This window comes from Bacillus norwichensis, from assembly GCF_014836955.1.
Taxonomy (GTDB): domain Bacteria; phylum Bacillota; class Bacilli; order Bacillales; family Bacillaceae_C; genus Siminovitchia; species Siminovitchia norwichensis.
Genome location: NZ_JACSPV010000026.1, coordinates 1 through 16,725, shown reverse-complemented (window position 1 = coordinate 16,725; position 16,725 = coordinate 1). Strand labels below are relative to the sequence as shown.

The following is a 16,725-nucleotide window of genomic DNA, read 5'->3' as shown; positions in this document are numbered from 1 at the left end:
CCCCTTCAGATTTCAAATAATTTTAAAGACCCTGTGATTGGGTGATTTGGAAGAACATAGCCCTTACATCTGTAGGACTCCTTCTCTTCCAGAAAAACGAGCTCCCGTAATATGGTTTCTCTTTTTAAAACCGAGAGCAAGCGCCCTTCATCAGAAGGGATCATTACATGGTAATACTGCATGGCAGCAACAGCCATATCCTCAATTTTTTTCTTTAATCGGTTTCTGTCCGCTTCATCAAACGCACTAATCAATATTGTTTCTCCTGAGCTAGGAACGAAATCAGAACGCACTTCATCCGCTTTATTATACACGATCAACTGCGGGAGATGCTCCATATTCAGCTCCTCTAATAATTCATTTACTGTCCTTTCGTGGTTAAAATAATCTGGATTGGAGCTGTCAACAACATGAAGCAGAAGATTTGCTTCATTCACTTCTTCCAATGTGGAACGGAAAGCAGCAATCAGTGTTGTAGGCAGGTCCTGAATGAATCCAACAGTATCTGTTATCAAAGCAGAAAAGCCGTTCGGGAGCACGACCCTTCTGGTCATAGGGTCAAGGGTTGCAAACAACTTATCTTCCTCAAATGATTCTGCCATTGATAGCCGATTGAACAATGTGGATTTTCCAGCATTCGTATAACCGACAATCGCGATTTGGAATGTATTGTTCCTTTTTCGCCTCTCGCGATACCTCTCTCGATGTTTGACAATCGTCTGCAATTGATTTTTGATATCATCAATCCGTCTCCTGATATGACGACGGTCCGTTTCCAATTGTGTTTCCCCTGGCCCTCTTGTGCCAATGCCGCCTCCAAGCCTTGAAAGGGTAGTTCCCTGTCCCACTAACCGGGGCAGTAAATACTGGAGTTGGGCCAGTTCGACCTGAAGAATCCCTTCTTTTGATTTTGCACGCTGTGCAAAAATATCAAGAATCAAATGTGTACGGTCTATCACCCTGCTTGACAGCACACTTTGCAAATTTCGTAATTGAGTCGGACTTAGTTCGTCATTAAAAATGATCAAATCAGGCTCTAGCTCTTTTTCAAGCTGATTCAGTTCTTCCAATTTACCTTTGCCAATATACGTTGCCGGGTGCAAACGTTCTCGCTTTTGTTGAATTTGAGCAATAACCTCTCCGCGGGCGGTAGATGTTAACGAAGAAAGCTCATCTATACTATATTGGAATTTCTGATCGTTGTCAGTCAACTGACAGCCGACGAGGATCACTTTTTCTTTCTCTGATGATGGCACTACATCCCCTGCTTTCTTTGCATTATTCTCCCATCATAGCAAATGTTGTTTGATTTCAAAAAAGAAAAGCCGCCTGAAGGCGGTTTTAAGCTAAGTATTTTTGGTTAGTTTAAAATCATTGCTGAGTAGCATCATTAAATCTTTACGGTTAATATGAGACTCCATCAAAAGTCTCATCGCCTGTGATCTCACTGCCTTTTCAATCATGTTCCGAACGTATCTTCCGTTGGAAAAGGATGGTTTTTTTTGCGCCTTCACATATATTAAATGATCCCTCAATTTTGACCCGGCTTCTCGACTCAGTTCATATTGCTTTTCGTTTAACATTCGGGCGGCTATTTCCATCAGTTCATTCACGGTGTAATCAGGAAATTCAAACACTAATGGAAAGCGTGACTGGAGTCCAGGATTTAAACTCAAAAAATAGTCCATCTCCTTGGAATATCCCGCTAATATCAATATGAATGTATGTTGTTTGTCTTCCATATGTTTTACAAGAGTGTCGATCGCCTCTTTTCCGAAGTCTTTTTCCCCTCCGCGCCCAAGGGAGTATGCCTCATCTATGAATAAAATTCCACCTGCCGCTTTTTTTACCAAATCACGGGTTTTTTGAGCTGTGTGACCGATATACTCTCCAACCAGATCGGCTCTTTCCGCTTCTATTAAATGCCCTTTCGGCAAGACACCCATTTTATGAAAAAGCTTTCCAATCAGACGAGCAACTGTCGTTTTTCCGGTCCCTGGGTTCCCCTTGAACATCATATGCAGTGCTTGTGGGCTCGTCTTGAGCCCAGCGGCTTCCCGTTTTTTATTGATATAAATCCATGCATAAACTTCTTTAAGGGTTTTTTTCACATCCTGCATTCCTACAAGTGTATTCATTTCCTCTTCGATTTCCCTTAATATCGAATGCTGGCTTGACAAAGCATTAGAGACAGTTGGTTTTCCATCCAATCGCCTTGATTGATCGCGTTTCTGCATATTGAGCATGATACTGATCTGACCGTTATTCTTCATCTTGATTGGCTCATCCACAGCTTCTCACCTCTCATTCAGACACAGTATACGCCCAGTTATGTAATTGTGTTCCTTAACCCCATTCTGGCTCACTTCATTATATTCGTGATAAGGGTGCTTGATTACCGGAGAAATATGTTCGGCTATTTAAGATCACTAAATGGCCGTGCGCCTGTAGTACTTAATCCATATTTTTTCAGTTTTCTGATCACAGTCGTCTGATTCACTTTAAGTGCTGCTGCTATTTTTCTGGAAGTTTTATATTTTTCGATTGCGGTGTTTAATAATTGTTTCTCAACACTTTCCACTGCATCGTTTAATGGAATGATTCCTTTCATGACGACAAGCGGCTTTCCGTTCCCGCTTTTAACTTGATCTGGCAGGCAATCCAAAAAAACAATATCGGTACTGGCAGTAACGACGAGCTGCTCCACCATGTTTTCAAGCTCCCTGACATTTCCTGGCCAGCTATATGATCGAAGAGCAGCAAGCGATTCATCGGATATGATGACATTCCGGTCATATTTTTCATTGAACTCTTCCAAGAATAATTGGAGAAGGAAGGGAATGTCTTCAACACGCTTTCTAAGCGGCAATAGATATAATGGAACAACATGGAGCCGATAATATAGATCCTCCCTGAACAGACCTTTTTCCATCATGGATTTTAAATTTTTATTCGTTGCTGATATAATACGAATATCGACTTTTCTTAATTGATTGCTGCCTACACGCCTGAAAGTCTTTTCTTGGACAAGATGCAGAAGCTTGACTTGTATTTCAAGGGGGAGTTCACCCACTTCATCAAGAAAAAGTGTCCCTCCATCCGCTAGTTCCACAAGCCCTGCCTTTCCTTTTGTTTTCGCTCCTGTAAATGCTCCTGATTCATACCCAAACAGCTCCGATTCGATGAGTGACAAGGGGATAGCTCCGCAATTTACTGATACAAAAGAACGAGCTTTTCTTAAGCTTTCGTCATGAATCATTTTGGCAAGTATGCCCTTTCCGACTCCAGATTCACCTTGAATAAGAATAGTTGATTCTGTCACCGCGACTTTCTTAGCCATATCAATCAAAGCCAGCATATCATCATTATGAGTAAATAAAGGACCTTTCCCTCTCTCAACATCCTCTGCTGACCTTTCGTTTAAAATGGACTTTGCTTCTGCCAGTTCATTTTTGAGCTGCACCAACTCTGTAATATCTCTTGAGTTTGTAATCACACGATAGATGTTCCCCTCATGATCAAAAATGGGGATCCCAGTCGCGACCACTTGAACACCATTCGGATAGCTCTGTTTGGCGGACACCATTTTCTTTTTCTTTAAAACATCAATGGTGACGCTATTATTAATTAAACCCGTTTTTGCAAGTTCATAAATATTCTTTCCTAAAAACCTTTCTTTAGGAACACCCGTCATCCTTTGACAGGCATCAGAAACCAAAAGAACTTTGCCCTCACCATCTGTTACAAATATCTCATCATATGATGTATTGATAACCTGTTCAAACTCCACCGCCTTTTTCTGCAAAATATAAATTTCTTCTTTTAATAGATCATTCATTCTTTCTGTACTATATAGCTGTTCTTTCAACCAGACATTTTTTAACTGGTCTTTATCGTAAACTAAAAACTCTCCCGAAGAGCCTGGGACAATGAAAAACTCGGCAGAAAAAAAAGCTGAACTTTGGATTTCAGCTAATTCATTCACTATTTTAAAATTTTTACTGATACTTAAATCCAACGGTGCCTCTTCTCCATATAGGGCAAGTGAGCGCCAATAAACTGACTCGGACAGTACACCCTCTATCGTTTTTTTATCATGGCTTATTAATAAAGCTGGAAAACTGGCTGATTCAGCCAGTTTTCTCAATTCCCCAAGCCGCATATTTTTCTGAATCAATGAAGCAGGACGATCTATCATAAAGTTCTCACCTCTACAGGCTTGCCGCATATTCAAACCCTTCCAGTATCGCTTCTTCCACTGTTCGGGGCACCATGCAATCGCCAATTCTTTTCACATTGGAAAATTTTTGTACCAACTCGTTGTATAATTCCACTTCCTGAATATGTCCGTATGCAAGAACAAGAGTATCAGCTTCCCTCTCAAGCTTTTGCGCCGTATATATGTTTTCAAAAATGGCCTTACCCGGTTCAGCTTTTAACAATTTATATTGCGGGATTACCGTCACACCTGTCATGGCCAAGCGTCCAAGCAGCATGTCTCTGACATACTGCTGCAAGGAAAAACCCGCATGGACTGAGTTTGTGACCAGCTCAACTTCGTGCCCTTTTTCAGCAAGATAAAGAGCAGTACCAATCCCAGGCATATCACCTTTCCAGTCTGCAATAACAACTTTTCGACCGATTGGGCCCGTACCTTCCAAAACTTCCCATGTGTTGAGCACATGCGAAGATTCCAGACCTTCCGCATTTGGGTAGAATGGTTTTCCACCTACAGCTAAAACAATCTCATCAGGTTGTTCCTTTTGTAAAAAGTCGCTATTCACTTCTTTATTCAATACCACATTCACTCGATAATAGTCAAGTTCTCGTTTCAGATTGGGTACCAGTTCTCCAAACTCCTCTCTAGTTGGAATTTTTCTGGCAAGCTTTACTTGTCCTCCAAGTTCGCCACTCTTTTCGTATAAGGTAACATAATGCCCTCTCTCAGCGGCAATGGCAGCTGCCTTCATTCCAGCAGGCCCACCGCCAACAACAGCTATTCTTTTCCTCTGATCTGCTTTAGTTAACACAGAGTACTGGTTCTCACGCCCTGTGACCGGATTCTGCAGGCAACTGATCGGGATGTTATCATGCATATGGCCAATACATGCCTGATTGCAGCCGATACATACGCGAATCCGATCAAATTCCTCACGAAGAGCCTTATTCGGCATATGAGGGTCACAAATCATAGCTCGTGTCATTGCTACCATATCCGCCTGACCGCCTGCCAGTATTTTTTCTCCTATCACCGGATCATTGATTCTTGATCCTACCATGACGGGTATAGAAACAGCCTCGCGTATTTTTGCCGCATAAGGGGCAAAATGAGCCGGAGGAATCGTTGCAGGAGGAACGATGAATACAGAGCTTGCAAGAGTGGCCGAGCTTCCGCCTATTAAATTAAAGTAATCCAACCCACCGATATCTTTGTCAATATATTTTAGAATATCTACAACTTCATCGAAAGTCGATCCTTCTCTTTCGAAATCATCCACACTCAGACGAAGTCCAATAGTAAAATCAGCTCCTACTTTCTTTCGAATCGCCTCAATCACTTCAGTTAGGAAGCGAAGGCGATTCTCAAACGATCCTCCATACTCATCATCCCGCAGGTTTAATCGCGGAGACCAAAATTGACTTGCTAAATAGCCATGGGAAGCAACGATTTCCGCTCCATCGAGTCCACCCTTTTTAACACGAAGTGCTGTCTCTGCATAACCATTCACAATATCTTTGATTTCATCTTTCTCCAAAGCTTTTGGCATTACCCCGAACCGATCAGTCGGAACCATCGAAGGTGCAACAGCTACGGATGTTCCGGAAGGGAACACCTCTCTGCCCGGATGGAATAGTTGGACGAACATCTTGCAGTCGAATTCATGCACGGCTTCTCCCATCTTTCTGTAATGAGGGATAATTTCGTCCGTGTACGCACTCAGTGTATTTGAAGTGAAGGCTGCGGATGGGTGTACCGCATTCGCCTCAACGATTACAAGCCCTGCACCGCCTTTTGCACGCTCCCGGTGATAAGCAATCAATTGTTTTGTCGGCAGTCCATTTTCTACATATGTTGTCATATGCCCTGTGCTGAAAATGCGGTTTTTTACCGTGGTGGCGCCTATTTTCTGGGGGGTAAATAAATATTTGAACGACGACATTTCACTTTATCTCCCTTCTGTTAACTCATTGACGATTTCCGCAATATCACGTGTAAAATAATTTGTCCCGTCCTTTTGATTGATGGCTCCAATCGCTTCCTCCATCATGACGAGGCAAAATGGGCAGCCTGTTGCAGTAGTTGATGCCCCTGTCGCTACAGCTTCATTCGCTCTAATATTATTGATTTTTTCACCCTTGTTCACATCTTGAAACATCATTCCTCCTCCTGCTCCACAACAAAAGGACTTTTCTTTCGTATGTTCCATTTCTTTAATTTCATATCCAAGAATTTCAAGAATGCTCCTCGGTTCTTCAAAAATGCCATTTTGTCTTCCAAGGTAACATGGATCATGATAAGTAATGATTTCTTTCTTTTCGATTTTAGGAACCTTTAACCTACCTGTCTCAATAAGCTTATAAATAAATGTCGTATAATGCTCGACTTCAAAGATTCCACCGAGCTTCGGATATTCATTTTTGAACATATTGAAACAGTGAGGGCAGGTAGTGACGATGGAGATCACTCTGTGTCTATTCAATGTCTCAATATTGGTTCTTGCAAGATTTTCATACAGGTCTTCATCACCCATTCTTCTGGCAATATCTCCCGTACACCGTTCTTCGTTTCCCAAAATAGCAAAGCTGACCCCTGCTTTATTCATAATATCTGCAAATGCTGCAGCAATCCTTTTGAGCCGTGCGTCGTAAGCAGCCGCACATCCTACCCAAAATAAAACTTCCATGTTCTTATGCCTCCCTCGATGTATCTTCTTCATTTCTTAAAACTGGGATATTAAGACCTTTCATCCAATCTTCCCTTTCAGACCATGGAGATCCCCAAATATTTTGATCCTGCTCCAAATGGACGAGGGCCTCTTCTGCATGTGGATTCAACAATTTTTCCGTCAAAGCTCCTCTGCGCATAGCAAGTATCAAATCAACGTGGTTAATGGATACCGGACAGGCTTCAACACAAGCACTGCAATTTGTACATTGCTTTAATTCCTCTGATGAGATAAACGAGGAAATCGCCCTATTTTCAGACATGTTATCGCGAATTTTCATAATGATATTTCTTGGTGCTAAATCCTTCCCGCTTAACTTGGCTGGACATACATGATCACACCTGCCGCACTCTGTACAGGCATCTGTGCTTAAAAGCTGTAAATTTGTAAAATCATACATATGTTCAACAGCGATCCTGTCCTTTTGATCATTCTTCATTAGCACAACTGCATCAAAATCACCTGAACGCTTTACAGGTGAAATCAAAATATTCAACGGCGCTGTGAACACATGCAGCAGTTTTGTAAAAGGAATCATCGCAATTAATACAAATGCAAGCAAACCATGTGTAAGCCACCAGAACAAATACGTATCTCCATTGAACAATCGGCTCCCTGAAAATAGCAGGCTTAATCCATATCCAACAGGTGACCAATGTGCGTAAGGGATATTCGTTTCGCTCAAACGGATTCCTTCTGTTATATAGCCGCCGATTCCAATCAAAAGGAATAAAATGAGGAACAGGTAATCCATTTTGCTTTGCAGCATTCTCTTTCTGAATTTCCCTCCTCTAATGAAAAGGAAAGCAATGAGCCCCACTATAAATAGAAGGCCGAAAACATCCAAAACCAACTCATAGACTAAATAGAACTTACCCTGCAAAATGGGAATTCTGAAGTCTTCGTCAACAAAAACAAGGACGGTTCCAATAAATAGAGCCGTAAAACCGTAGGCGATCATTTTATGCATCGCTCCGGCTGCTCTGTCTTTTTTTAATTTTGTTTGTCTAATGACAAGCTGTGAAAAACACCCAAAGTTTTCTTTTATATTTTTCCACTCAATCTTTTCTTTGCGTCCTCGATTCCAAAGCCTGTATCTGCGATAAAATCCATATAAAAAAATGACACTTGCGACACCTGCAAGGATATAAAAGCAAATTTGTATGTCTGATGAAATATTCCAAAAGGTATCTCTTCTTATTTCCATTTCGTCCTACTCCTTTAGCCATTTCATCAGCCGCTCTGCTGTGAAATGAAGATGCTCCTCTGACAATGCCTTTGCTTGCTGCGATAAACCGGCACTACTGCTTTTAGAAAATCCCATGACATGTATTAAACGATCCAAAGGGTTCTTATCCGTAGGCACATGTCCGAGAGTAATAATGGGTTCAGGTGCGCCAAGCCTTCTATTCGATCTGATTATTTGCTCAACTTGTTCCTCTTTAACAATATTTATTTCATATTTTGGTTTTCTACTGTATCTCAACCTACTGATTTGAGTTGTAAGTGACAAGGCAGCTGGAAGTTTCATATTGAATATTTGCGTCGCGCCTCTTTCCTCTTTTCGATGAGCTAGCAGTTGTTGTGATCCTTGCGCTTCAATTTGGTGTACGGAGGTCAAAACATCCATACCAAGAGAATATCCCAACACTGGGAGCAAGGAGGAATTATGGTCATCTTCGGTTTCATCACCGCAGACAACTAAGTCATACATGCCTTTTTCGACAAAAGCTGCTAGGTAGCGTGCGTCCTCTTGCTCGTTTCTGCATGACATAAAATGGGTACATGTTTCCAACGCAAATTTTTCCAATGTGCCTTTCAAAGTTTCACTGCACTTTTCCCCAGCCAAAATTGATACATCCAGAGAAACATCATGTTCTTTTGAAAATTCACTAGCCCATTGCAGTGCACTCAAATCTGCCTGGTTAATTGTGGCCTTCTTATCCCTCAATTCATTATTTTCATAATCCCAGTGAATAGATTTCTGTTCATACACTTGCCTCAAGATAACTAGTATTCTCACTGTTCTTCACTCCACTTTTCTCTTTTATAATCTCAATCAAGAGAGGAATTGCTGCTTCATAATCACTCACAATTCCAAGATCAGCGCGTTTGAAAATGGGAGCCGCTGCATCATTATTGATAGCAAGAACATGTTTGACATTTTTAATTCCTGCTAAATGCTGTGATGAACCCGATATTCCTATAGCAATGTAGATATCTGCCTTATCTAAAGAGACGCCGCTTGACCCAATGCGTCTTTCTCTCGGGATGAGCTTCAATTCATCAGCCACCTTGCTTCCCCCAATAGGGGCATTTAATATTTTTGCCAGTTCTTCAATCTGTTTTAATTGACTGCCGCTTCCTTGGTATACTCCTCTGCCTACTCCGATCACACATGTAGCCTCTGTCAAACTGACCTCTTCCCAACTCAATTTCTTACTTTCGATAAATTTAATATCTTTGTTCGCCGTAATATTCATAATCTGATGGAACTTCCGCACTTCCTTGTTCACATCATTTTTTCTATTCGGCAGGAATGCTGGATCATATGTAATGATGCTGCCTAGTGCAATCTCTTCGTATAAGCAAGCTTTTCCTCCATAGATTTCTTTTTTGATAGACAGATGCTGCTCCTTACGAACAGCTTCCATCACTTTATTAACGATCGGCTGATCTAATTTGAGTGCCAGTCCAGCGGCTATCTCATTGGCTAGAGGGGAAGCGCTGAATAAAACAGCTTCCCCCTTCATACAGTTTTTTTGAAACTTTTCAAACGCTGCAATATGATTTGATGCAATCGGCCACATTTCTTCCGACAATTCTATGAGATGAATTTCATCACAATCCAACTGGAGGTTGCCTTCGTTAATCCCGCAATGGACGATGAAAGCAATCACTCTGTCATTTAGCTTTTTAGCTTGTTCTAAAAGGCCTAAAGCTGATGGCTTAATTTGTTGTCCATTCAAAAGGGGTATGTAACATACCGTCAATGTTAAACCCTCCTTAAAGTGCAATTTTTGAAATTGGGAGATAATAAAAAATGAACGTAATCAGTATGATCAAGATACCACTCGCCATAAGTAGATAAGGATATCTCCCCGTCAGCTTTTGATCTTTGCTGTCCAGTTCTTCGACAGGGATTTTTCTTAAATGAGTCTGAAAATCTCGTTCCTCTGTGGTTACAGTAGTAAATTGGGAGACAACAATAATTGTGAGCGTACTCAGCGAAAATCCGATAATAGCCGGATGCAGATAAATTGGAAGAGTGACTCCTAACAGTTTGAGCACCTCACCACCAACAACACCTAGAAATCCAAAAATAATACTCCAAAACGCCGCTGTTTTTGTTACCTTTTTTGAATAAATGCTGAAAAAGGCAGCTGGACCCCATGAGGCAGCAAATAGTGTTGCTGCAAAATAGCCGATCCACATGACGGATGGCGGCTGCCAGAATGTAATCAGCAAGATGATGGCGCTTACACCAAACATCGATATACGGCTCAACTTTAATGCCTGTTTATTGGGTAATTGTCCCTCCTGAGCTTTTGGAAGAAGGTCGCGCGTTACACTATTTCCAATTAATTGAAGGAAAGTCGAACAGGAAGAAATGGCTGCAGCCAGTATTCCACTTACAGCTACAACTCCAACACCCGTTGGAAGCAAATTTTGTGCCGCCCAAATAAACACTTTTTCCGATGGAACAATATCTGGATTGACAACAGAAACTAGTGACGTTCCGATTTGCAAGAACAAATAAAGTGTAATTAATGAAATCATCGCGATTACGCCTGATCGGATTGCGACATGCTCATTTTTAGCCATCAGATAGCGGCTTGTCTGCCATGGAGAAACAGCTATCACAAATCCCCAAACAACTCCCATAATAATTGCCCAAGCCAGTGCTTCTCCAGGCGTTCCCATATAGGCTCCTTCCCCCGTGATACCATGCCAGCTTAACAAATCGGGTCTTGCAGCCAATGACGCGCCATCCATTATCGCCCCCGGCCAGCCGCCAACCGCTTTTATGATAAGCGGAATTGAAATGAATGTTGCAATTGAAAAGAGCAGGAACATAAACGTATCAGTTACTAAAACTCCTTTCGCTCCTGACAAAGTGGTAAAAGAGGTGTACACAATCCACATTAATATGAGTGCAACCCCATATTTCACTCCGAGGATTTCCGCCAATAATACTGCTCCTCCTTGAGTAACAGCAATCAAATAAGCAGAAACACCGATAATGGTCGTTGCAGCTGTTAATGTTCTCACTTTTGAAGAATTATATCTTTTTCCGAAATATTCGGGCAGCGTAAGTGCTTTGCTCCGACGTAAATATTTACCGAAGAACAGTACGCCAAAAACATACCCACTCGCGTTAAAAATAGTTAAAATCAATAATAAAATTGGATAACCGTCATAAGAAAATCCAACCTCTCCCATGAAAGCAACCGTACTTAAAAAGGAAGCAACAAGTGACCCTGTAATGAGTAACGTTCCAGCATTCCTTCCGCTAACATAATACTCTTCAACGCTCGATACTTTTCTAGAAATACCAATCCCAATGACCATGATTAAAATAAAAGAGACTAAAATACCAATGGAAAATGCCATGTTAAATTACACTCCCTTGCTTCCTGCTTTTGCTCATTACTTCTTTCTTTTTTACCTGCTCTGCAGCTTGCCTGGATGTTATTGCTTTTACGAGAACACCTGCTGCAATCAATGCGCCGCCATAACAAAAGGTAAAAATTAGTTCTCCCATTCATAGCCCTCCTGATCAGTGATTTGCTTCATTACAATACAATTGCAAAATCTGTGCCACGTATACATGGAACCGTTTACAATGTTTATGTAAATTTATTAATCGAAATCGAACACATATTGCATCGAATAAATTGCGCGTTAGCATATTTGCGCCCGGATTTTATCAAGTAGCGCTCGATAAAATCTGTGGCATCCTCTGAAGGCTTTAACTTTATTCAGCTGGGGTTTGAACCACCACTGAATGAAATACCAATATACTTTCCTCTCACCACTTACATAAGTAGAAGGCTTCTGCTGAATGAAATGAAAAATACCGAACACAAAGTGCATCACTCGATGCACTTTGTGTTCGGTTATGGTAGTTTTTTGAATATCATGAGCTTTTCCCAATTAAAAAGCGCACCGAAATGGAATTATGGTACGCTTTTGTTCCTTTGATTATTTATATTACTGATCTTCGTAGTTTATTTGAACGTTCCTTTGAGGTGAGAATGTCGAAATCGCATGTTTGAAAACTAATTGTTGTTTGCCTTCTGTTTCGAATAATACGGTGAAGTTATCGAACCCCTTCACCTGCCCACGAAGTTGAAAACCGTTTAAGAGGAAAACAGTAACAGGGATTCCTTCTTTGCGCAATTGATTTAAAAATTGATCTTGAATATTGACAGGTTGTTTCAATCTGATGGCCTCCTCTTTTTCTCTATTAGTTATGTATTCGATTTTAATTCTAGCTTTCCTGCAATAAAATGAATAATTTGCTTTATTTTGTTCAAGTGTTCCCTTTCATCCGTCATGTCAAACCAAGAGACATCCATTTTATTACGAAACCAGGTAAATTGCCGCTTAGCATATCGTCGGGTATTTTTCTTTAACAAATCGACTGCAGCTTCTAATGTCAGGTTACCTGCAAAGTATTCGTATAATTCCTTATATCCAATTGCTTGAACAGATTGAGCATCACGCAGACCTTGGTCGTAGAAATACCTTACTTCTTCTAAAAGACCCGCTTCCATCATCATATCTACCCGTTTATTGATTCGTTTATACAATACTTCACGGTCCATGCTTAACCCGATTAATGAAGCATCATATAGTAGTTCATGATTTTGGGCTTTTGGCTGATCGCTCTTTCTTCTCCCCGTCAAATGAAAGATTTCTAAAGCTCGGATAACCCTTTTCACATTATTCGGATGAATGTCCTTGGCGCTATCAGGATCAACAGCCTGCAATTCCCTGAATAGCTGCGGACCTTCACCGGCAGAAGCCCTTTTCTCCAATTCGGACCTATATAATGGGTCGCCTTCCACTTCTGAAAAGCGGTAATCATAAAGGACCGATTGTACATAAAGGCCAGTTCCACCCACAATGAGCGGGATGGAGCCTCTAGCAGTTATCTCATTGATTTTCTGCCTGACAACGGATTGAAACTCAGCGACTGAAAATGATTCGTCAGGCTCCCGTATATCCAATAGATGATGGGGAATACCTTCCATTTCTTCAGAGCGGATTTTCGCGGTTCCGATGTCCATGCCTTTATATACTTGCATGGAATCACCGCTGATGATTTCACCATTGAATGCCTTTGCTATCGCAATACTTGTTTTAGTTTTACCAACTGCCGTAGGGCCTACGAGAACAATTAGCTTTTTTTTGCTATTCAATTGTCTCACTGCTTTCATTTGAATCCTTATATCTATTCTAACAGAATCTTAGTCTTATTAAAAATATCTGCTACTTATAATCGATTGCTTTTCTTACTTGGAAATCAAGCTCATCTTCATATACCTTCTTTTGTTCTATTGACCATTTAAATATATCAGACATTAATTGAACCGCTTCTTTTTTACACCTCTTGACCCTTTGGATATTAAAATATAGATCCCCTGTCCTTCTGATGAAAAAATCAGAAGGAGTAACAGTCATTTCGTCATGAATCCCATACATGAGCTCTGCGTATAGGAGTCGGTCTACTGATTGGCGCGTCTCCAGCGCCCAATTTAATAATATGTCAACATTCGAACCATATTTTGAAACAAGGTAGCTGATTTCCTGTTCTGTTAAACTAAAGGTGGACGCATTCTTTTTATAACGATTAATTAATTGTGTAAATTGATCCGCATTTCCCACTGCCCCACCTGACAAAACGCATTTCTTCGTTGTGGAAGCACCAAAAGGTCCTTTTCCCAGCATAAGCAGCCTTTTTACAACAAGTGAAACTGCTCTTTCAGCCATTTTTCTGTAGCCGGTCAGTTTGCCACCAGCAATTGTGATGAGGCCGGATTTAGATTCCCAAATTTCATCCTTTCTGGAAAGCTTTGTTGACTCCTTCCCCTTTTCATAAATTAGCGGACGCACCCCTGCCCAGCTTGATTCAATATCCGCCATCGTTAATTGAACATCTGGAAAATAGCCAGTAATGCAGGCAAGCAAGTATTCACGATCATCCTGATCCGCTCTAACCAACGTCAAGTCTTCATTATAAAACGTGTCAGTCGTCCCTACATAAGTTTTTTCCTCTCTTGGGATTGCAAAAATTAGTCTGCCATCTGGTGCATCAAAATAAACAGCATGCTGCAAAGGAAATTTGGACTGATCAAATACGATGTGAACACCTTTAGAAAGTTTCAAATGTTTCTTTGTGTCTTTACTGCCAGTATCCGCTGACCTTACAGCATCCACCCATGGGCCAGCAGCATTGACAACCACTTTCGCTTTGATATTGTATGTTTTTTGGGTCAACATATCTTTTACATGCGCACCGATTATTTTTTGCTCCGAACAATAAATAAACGATTTCGCTTCTACATAATTTATGATATCCGCTCCGTTTTGAGCAGCTGTTTTCAATACTTCTATCGTAAGGCGTGCGTCATCTGTGCGATATTCGACATATTCTCCCGCTCCCAGCAGATCTTTGTTTAATAGCGGTTCCTTTTCTATAGCTTCTGCGGGCGATAACATTTTCTTTTTTTCTTCTTTTTTTACGCGGGCTAAAGCATCATAGAGTGTTAGCCCCATGGCTGTTGACCATTTATTGAACGTTCCGGTTTTATGAAAAGGAAGGAGCATCCATATCGGTGTTGTTACATGCGGTGCATTTTTATATACGATAGCTCTTTCTCTTCCCAGTTCTGCCACTTCTTTGATTTCACCCTGTTTTAAATAACGCAGGCCTCCGTGAATTAATTTTGTTGAACGACTGGATGTACCTGATGCAAAATCACTTATTTCCACAAGCGCTGTTTGTATGCCACGGGAAGCAGCATCTAGCGCAATTCCAGCCCCCGTGATGCCTCCACCAATAATCAGTAGATCATATTCATGGGATGCCATTTCATTCAGAATTGGTTGTCTGGCTAAAGAAGAAAAAATCATTTGTTATTCACCCACTTTTTTAAGCAGATTAGGATAGTTTAAAAGCTGTAGCAGCTTTGACAGCTGTTTTCCAGCCTTTATATAATTTTACTGCTTTCTCATCAGACATATTTGGCAGGAACTCCTCGTCCAAAGACCATCTTATTCCGATTTCTTCTTTATCTTTCCAATAGCCAACGGCAAGTCCCGCCAAATAGGCAGCACCTAGTGCCGTTGTTTCATTGATTTGTGGTCTTTCAACAGCTACTCTCAGCAGATCGCTTTGAAATTGCATGAGGAAATTATTTTTCACCGCACCGCCGTCAACACGGAGCTTTTTCAGGGCGATTCCAGAGTCCGCCTCCATTGCCATCAATACATCTTTTGTCTGATAAGCTAATGACTCAAGAGTCGCTCGGATAAAATGTTCTTTGGAAGTCCCCCGGGTCAATCCAAAAATCGCACCGCGCACCTCACTATCCCAATACGGTGTTCCTAAACCAACAAAGGCTGGGACAACATACACACCCTCCGTTGAGTCCACTTTCGTAGCATACATTTCACTTGAGGGAGAATCATCAATCATCCTTAAACCGTCCCTCAGCCATTGAATGGCAGACCCTGCGACAAATATGCTGCCTTCAAGCGCATACTCCACATTTCCTTCCAACCCCCACGCTATAGTCGACAACAGACCGTTGTTAGACTTAACAGGTTTGTCACCCGTATTCATCAACATAAAGCAGCCTGTTCCATAAGTATTTTTTGCCATTCCCGTTTCGAAACAGGCCTGGCCAAACAGCGCAGCCTGCTGATCACCAGCGGCCCCAGCAATCGGGACTTCTTGCTGGAAAAAATGCTGCGGCACGGTCCGACTATAAATTTCAGAGGAAGACCGGACTTCCGGAAGCATTGAAGCAGGAACTCCCAGTATATCCAATAATTCCTTATCCCACTCTAATGTATGGATGTTGAACATCAAAGTTCTAGATGCATTTGAATAATCTGTTACATGTGCCTTGCCGCCTGATAGCATCCAAATGATCCAGGTATCCATTGTTCCAAAAAGCAGTTGCCCATCTTGTGCTTTTTCTCTTGCCCCATCAACATGATCGAGGATCCATTTCACTTTTGTTCCCGAAAAATATGGATCAATTAACAATCCAGTCTTATCTCTGAACTTATCTCCGAGCTGTTGATCACGCAGTTCAATACATATGGATTCAGTTTGTCTTGATTGCCATACGATTGCATGATAAATTGGCTGTCCAGTATCCTTGTCCCATACAACGGTTGTTTCTCTCTGATTTGTAATCCCTATTCCTGCAACCTGTGAAGGTTTGACTCTCGCTTCCGTCAGGCAGGAAGCAATAACAGCCAGCACCGAACCCCAAATTTCATTTGCATCATGCTCTACCCAGCCTGGATGTGGAAAATATTGCGTAAATTCTCTTTGCGAAATATTGACCACTTCACTATTTTTATTAAAAAGAATTGCCCTTGTACTTGTTGTCCCCTGATCTATAGCCATTATGTATTTCTCCATCGGGCACTTCCCCCTTTCTAATAGTTTATTTATTATAACTCAACTTTCGCACCAACAAAATAAGTACTAATCGTTGGCTAGACTGAATCTTGAGCCTATCAATTATGTTGC

The 16,725-nt window shown here is 41.3% G+C and carries 14 protein-coding genes; all 14 read right to left on the bottom strand.

Features of this window, described 5'->3' with window-relative positions; genetic code table 11:
• Positions 1-5: 5 nt before the first annotated feature.
• Complete coding sequence (hflX, locus tag H9631_RS14135) at positions 6-1,256, bottom strand: GTPase HflX (protein ID WP_191813860.1); 1,251 nt, start codon at positions 1,254-1,256, stop codon at positions 6-8.
• A gap of 90 nt (positions 1,257-1,346) precedes the next feature.
• Positions 1,347-2,291, bottom strand: coding sequence for a stage V sporulation protein K (gene spoVK, locus H9631_RS14130; protein ID WP_191813858.1), 945 nt, complete (start codon positions 2,289-2,291; stop codon positions 1,347-1,349).
• A 125-nt stretch (positions 2,292-2,416) separates the two neighbouring features.
• Positions 2,417-4,198 (bottom strand): sigma-54 interaction domain-containing protein, encoded by a 1,782-nt coding sequence (locus tag H9631_RS14125; protein ID WP_191813856.1) that lies wholly within the window; start codon positions 4,196-4,198, stop codon positions 2,417-2,419.
• Between the two features lie 13 nt (positions 4,199-4,211).
• The gene (locus H9631_RS14120; protein WP_191813854.1) at positions 4,212-6,161 is read right to left on the bottom strand and encodes an oxidoreductase; all 1,950 of its coding nucleotides are present in this window, start codon (positions 6,159-6,161) and stop codon (positions 4,212-4,214) included.
• 6 nt (positions 6,162-6,167) lie between these two features.
• On the bottom strand, positions 6,168-6,905 hold the full coding sequence (locus H9631_RS14115; protein ID WP_191813853.1) for a (Fe-S)-binding protein: 738 nt from the start codon (positions 6,903-6,905) through the stop codon (positions 6,168-6,170).
• Positions 6,906-6,909: 4 nt separating this feature from the next.
• A complete protein-coding gene (locus tag H9631_RS14110; RefSeq protein WP_191813851.1) occupies positions 6,910-8,154 on the bottom strand; it encodes a (Fe-S)-binding protein in 1,245 nt (414 codons plus the stop codon).
• 6 nt (positions 8,155-8,160) lie between these two features.
• Positions 8,161-8,970: a hypothetical protein gene (locus H9631_RS14105; RefSeq protein ID WP_191813849.1), complete on the bottom strand. Its 810-nt coding sequence runs from the start codon at positions 8,968-8,970 to the stop codon at positions 8,161-8,163.
• Positions 8,936-9,940: an electron transfer flavoprotein subunit alpha/FixB family protein gene (locus tag H9631_RS14100; protein WP_191813847.1), complete on the bottom strand. Its 1,005-nt coding sequence runs from the start codon at positions 9,938-9,940 to the stop codon at positions 8,936-8,938. Before H9631_RS14100 ends, H9631_RS14105 begins: the two co-directional genes overlap by 35 nt.
• A 13-nt stretch (positions 9,941-9,953) precedes the next feature.
• Positions 9,954-11,561, bottom strand: a complete 1,608-nt coding sequence (locus H9631_RS14095; protein WP_191813845.1) for a sodium:solute symporter family protein — start codon at positions 11,559-11,561, stop codon at positions 9,954-9,956.
• A 1-nt stretch (position 11,562) separates the two neighbouring features.
• A complete protein-coding gene (locus H9631_RS14090) occupies positions 11,563-11,712 on the bottom strand; it encodes a hypothetical protein (protein WP_191813843.1) in 150 nt (49 codons plus the stop codon).
• 449 nt (positions 11,713-12,161) lie between these two features.
• A complete protein-coding gene (gene hfq, locus H9631_RS14085; protein ID WP_160707646.1) occupies positions 12,162-12,392 on the bottom strand; it encodes an RNA chaperone Hfq in 231 nt (76 codons plus the stop codon).
• A 29-nt stretch (positions 12,393-12,421) separates the two neighbouring features.
• The gene (gene miaA, locus H9631_RS14080; RefSeq protein ID WP_191813841.1) at positions 12,422-13,393 is read right to left on the bottom strand and encodes a tRNA (adenosine(37)-N6)-dimethylallyltransferase MiaA; all 972 of its coding nucleotides are present in this window, start codon (positions 13,391-13,393) and stop codon (positions 12,422-12,424) included.
• Positions 13,394-13,445: 52 nt separating this feature from the next.
• Positions 13,446-15,089 (bottom strand): glycerol-3-phosphate dehydrogenase/oxidase, encoded by a 1,644-nt coding sequence (locus H9631_RS14075; protein ID WP_191813839.1) that lies wholly within the window; start codon positions 15,087-15,089, stop codon positions 13,446-13,448.
• A gap of 28 nt (positions 15,090-15,117) precedes the next feature.
• On the bottom strand, positions 15,118-16,614 hold the full coding sequence (gene glpK, locus H9631_RS14070; RefSeq protein WP_191813837.1) for a glycerol kinase GlpK: 1,497 nt from the start codon (positions 16,612-16,614) through the stop codon (positions 15,118-15,120).
• Positions 16,615-16,725: the final 111 nt, after the last annotated feature.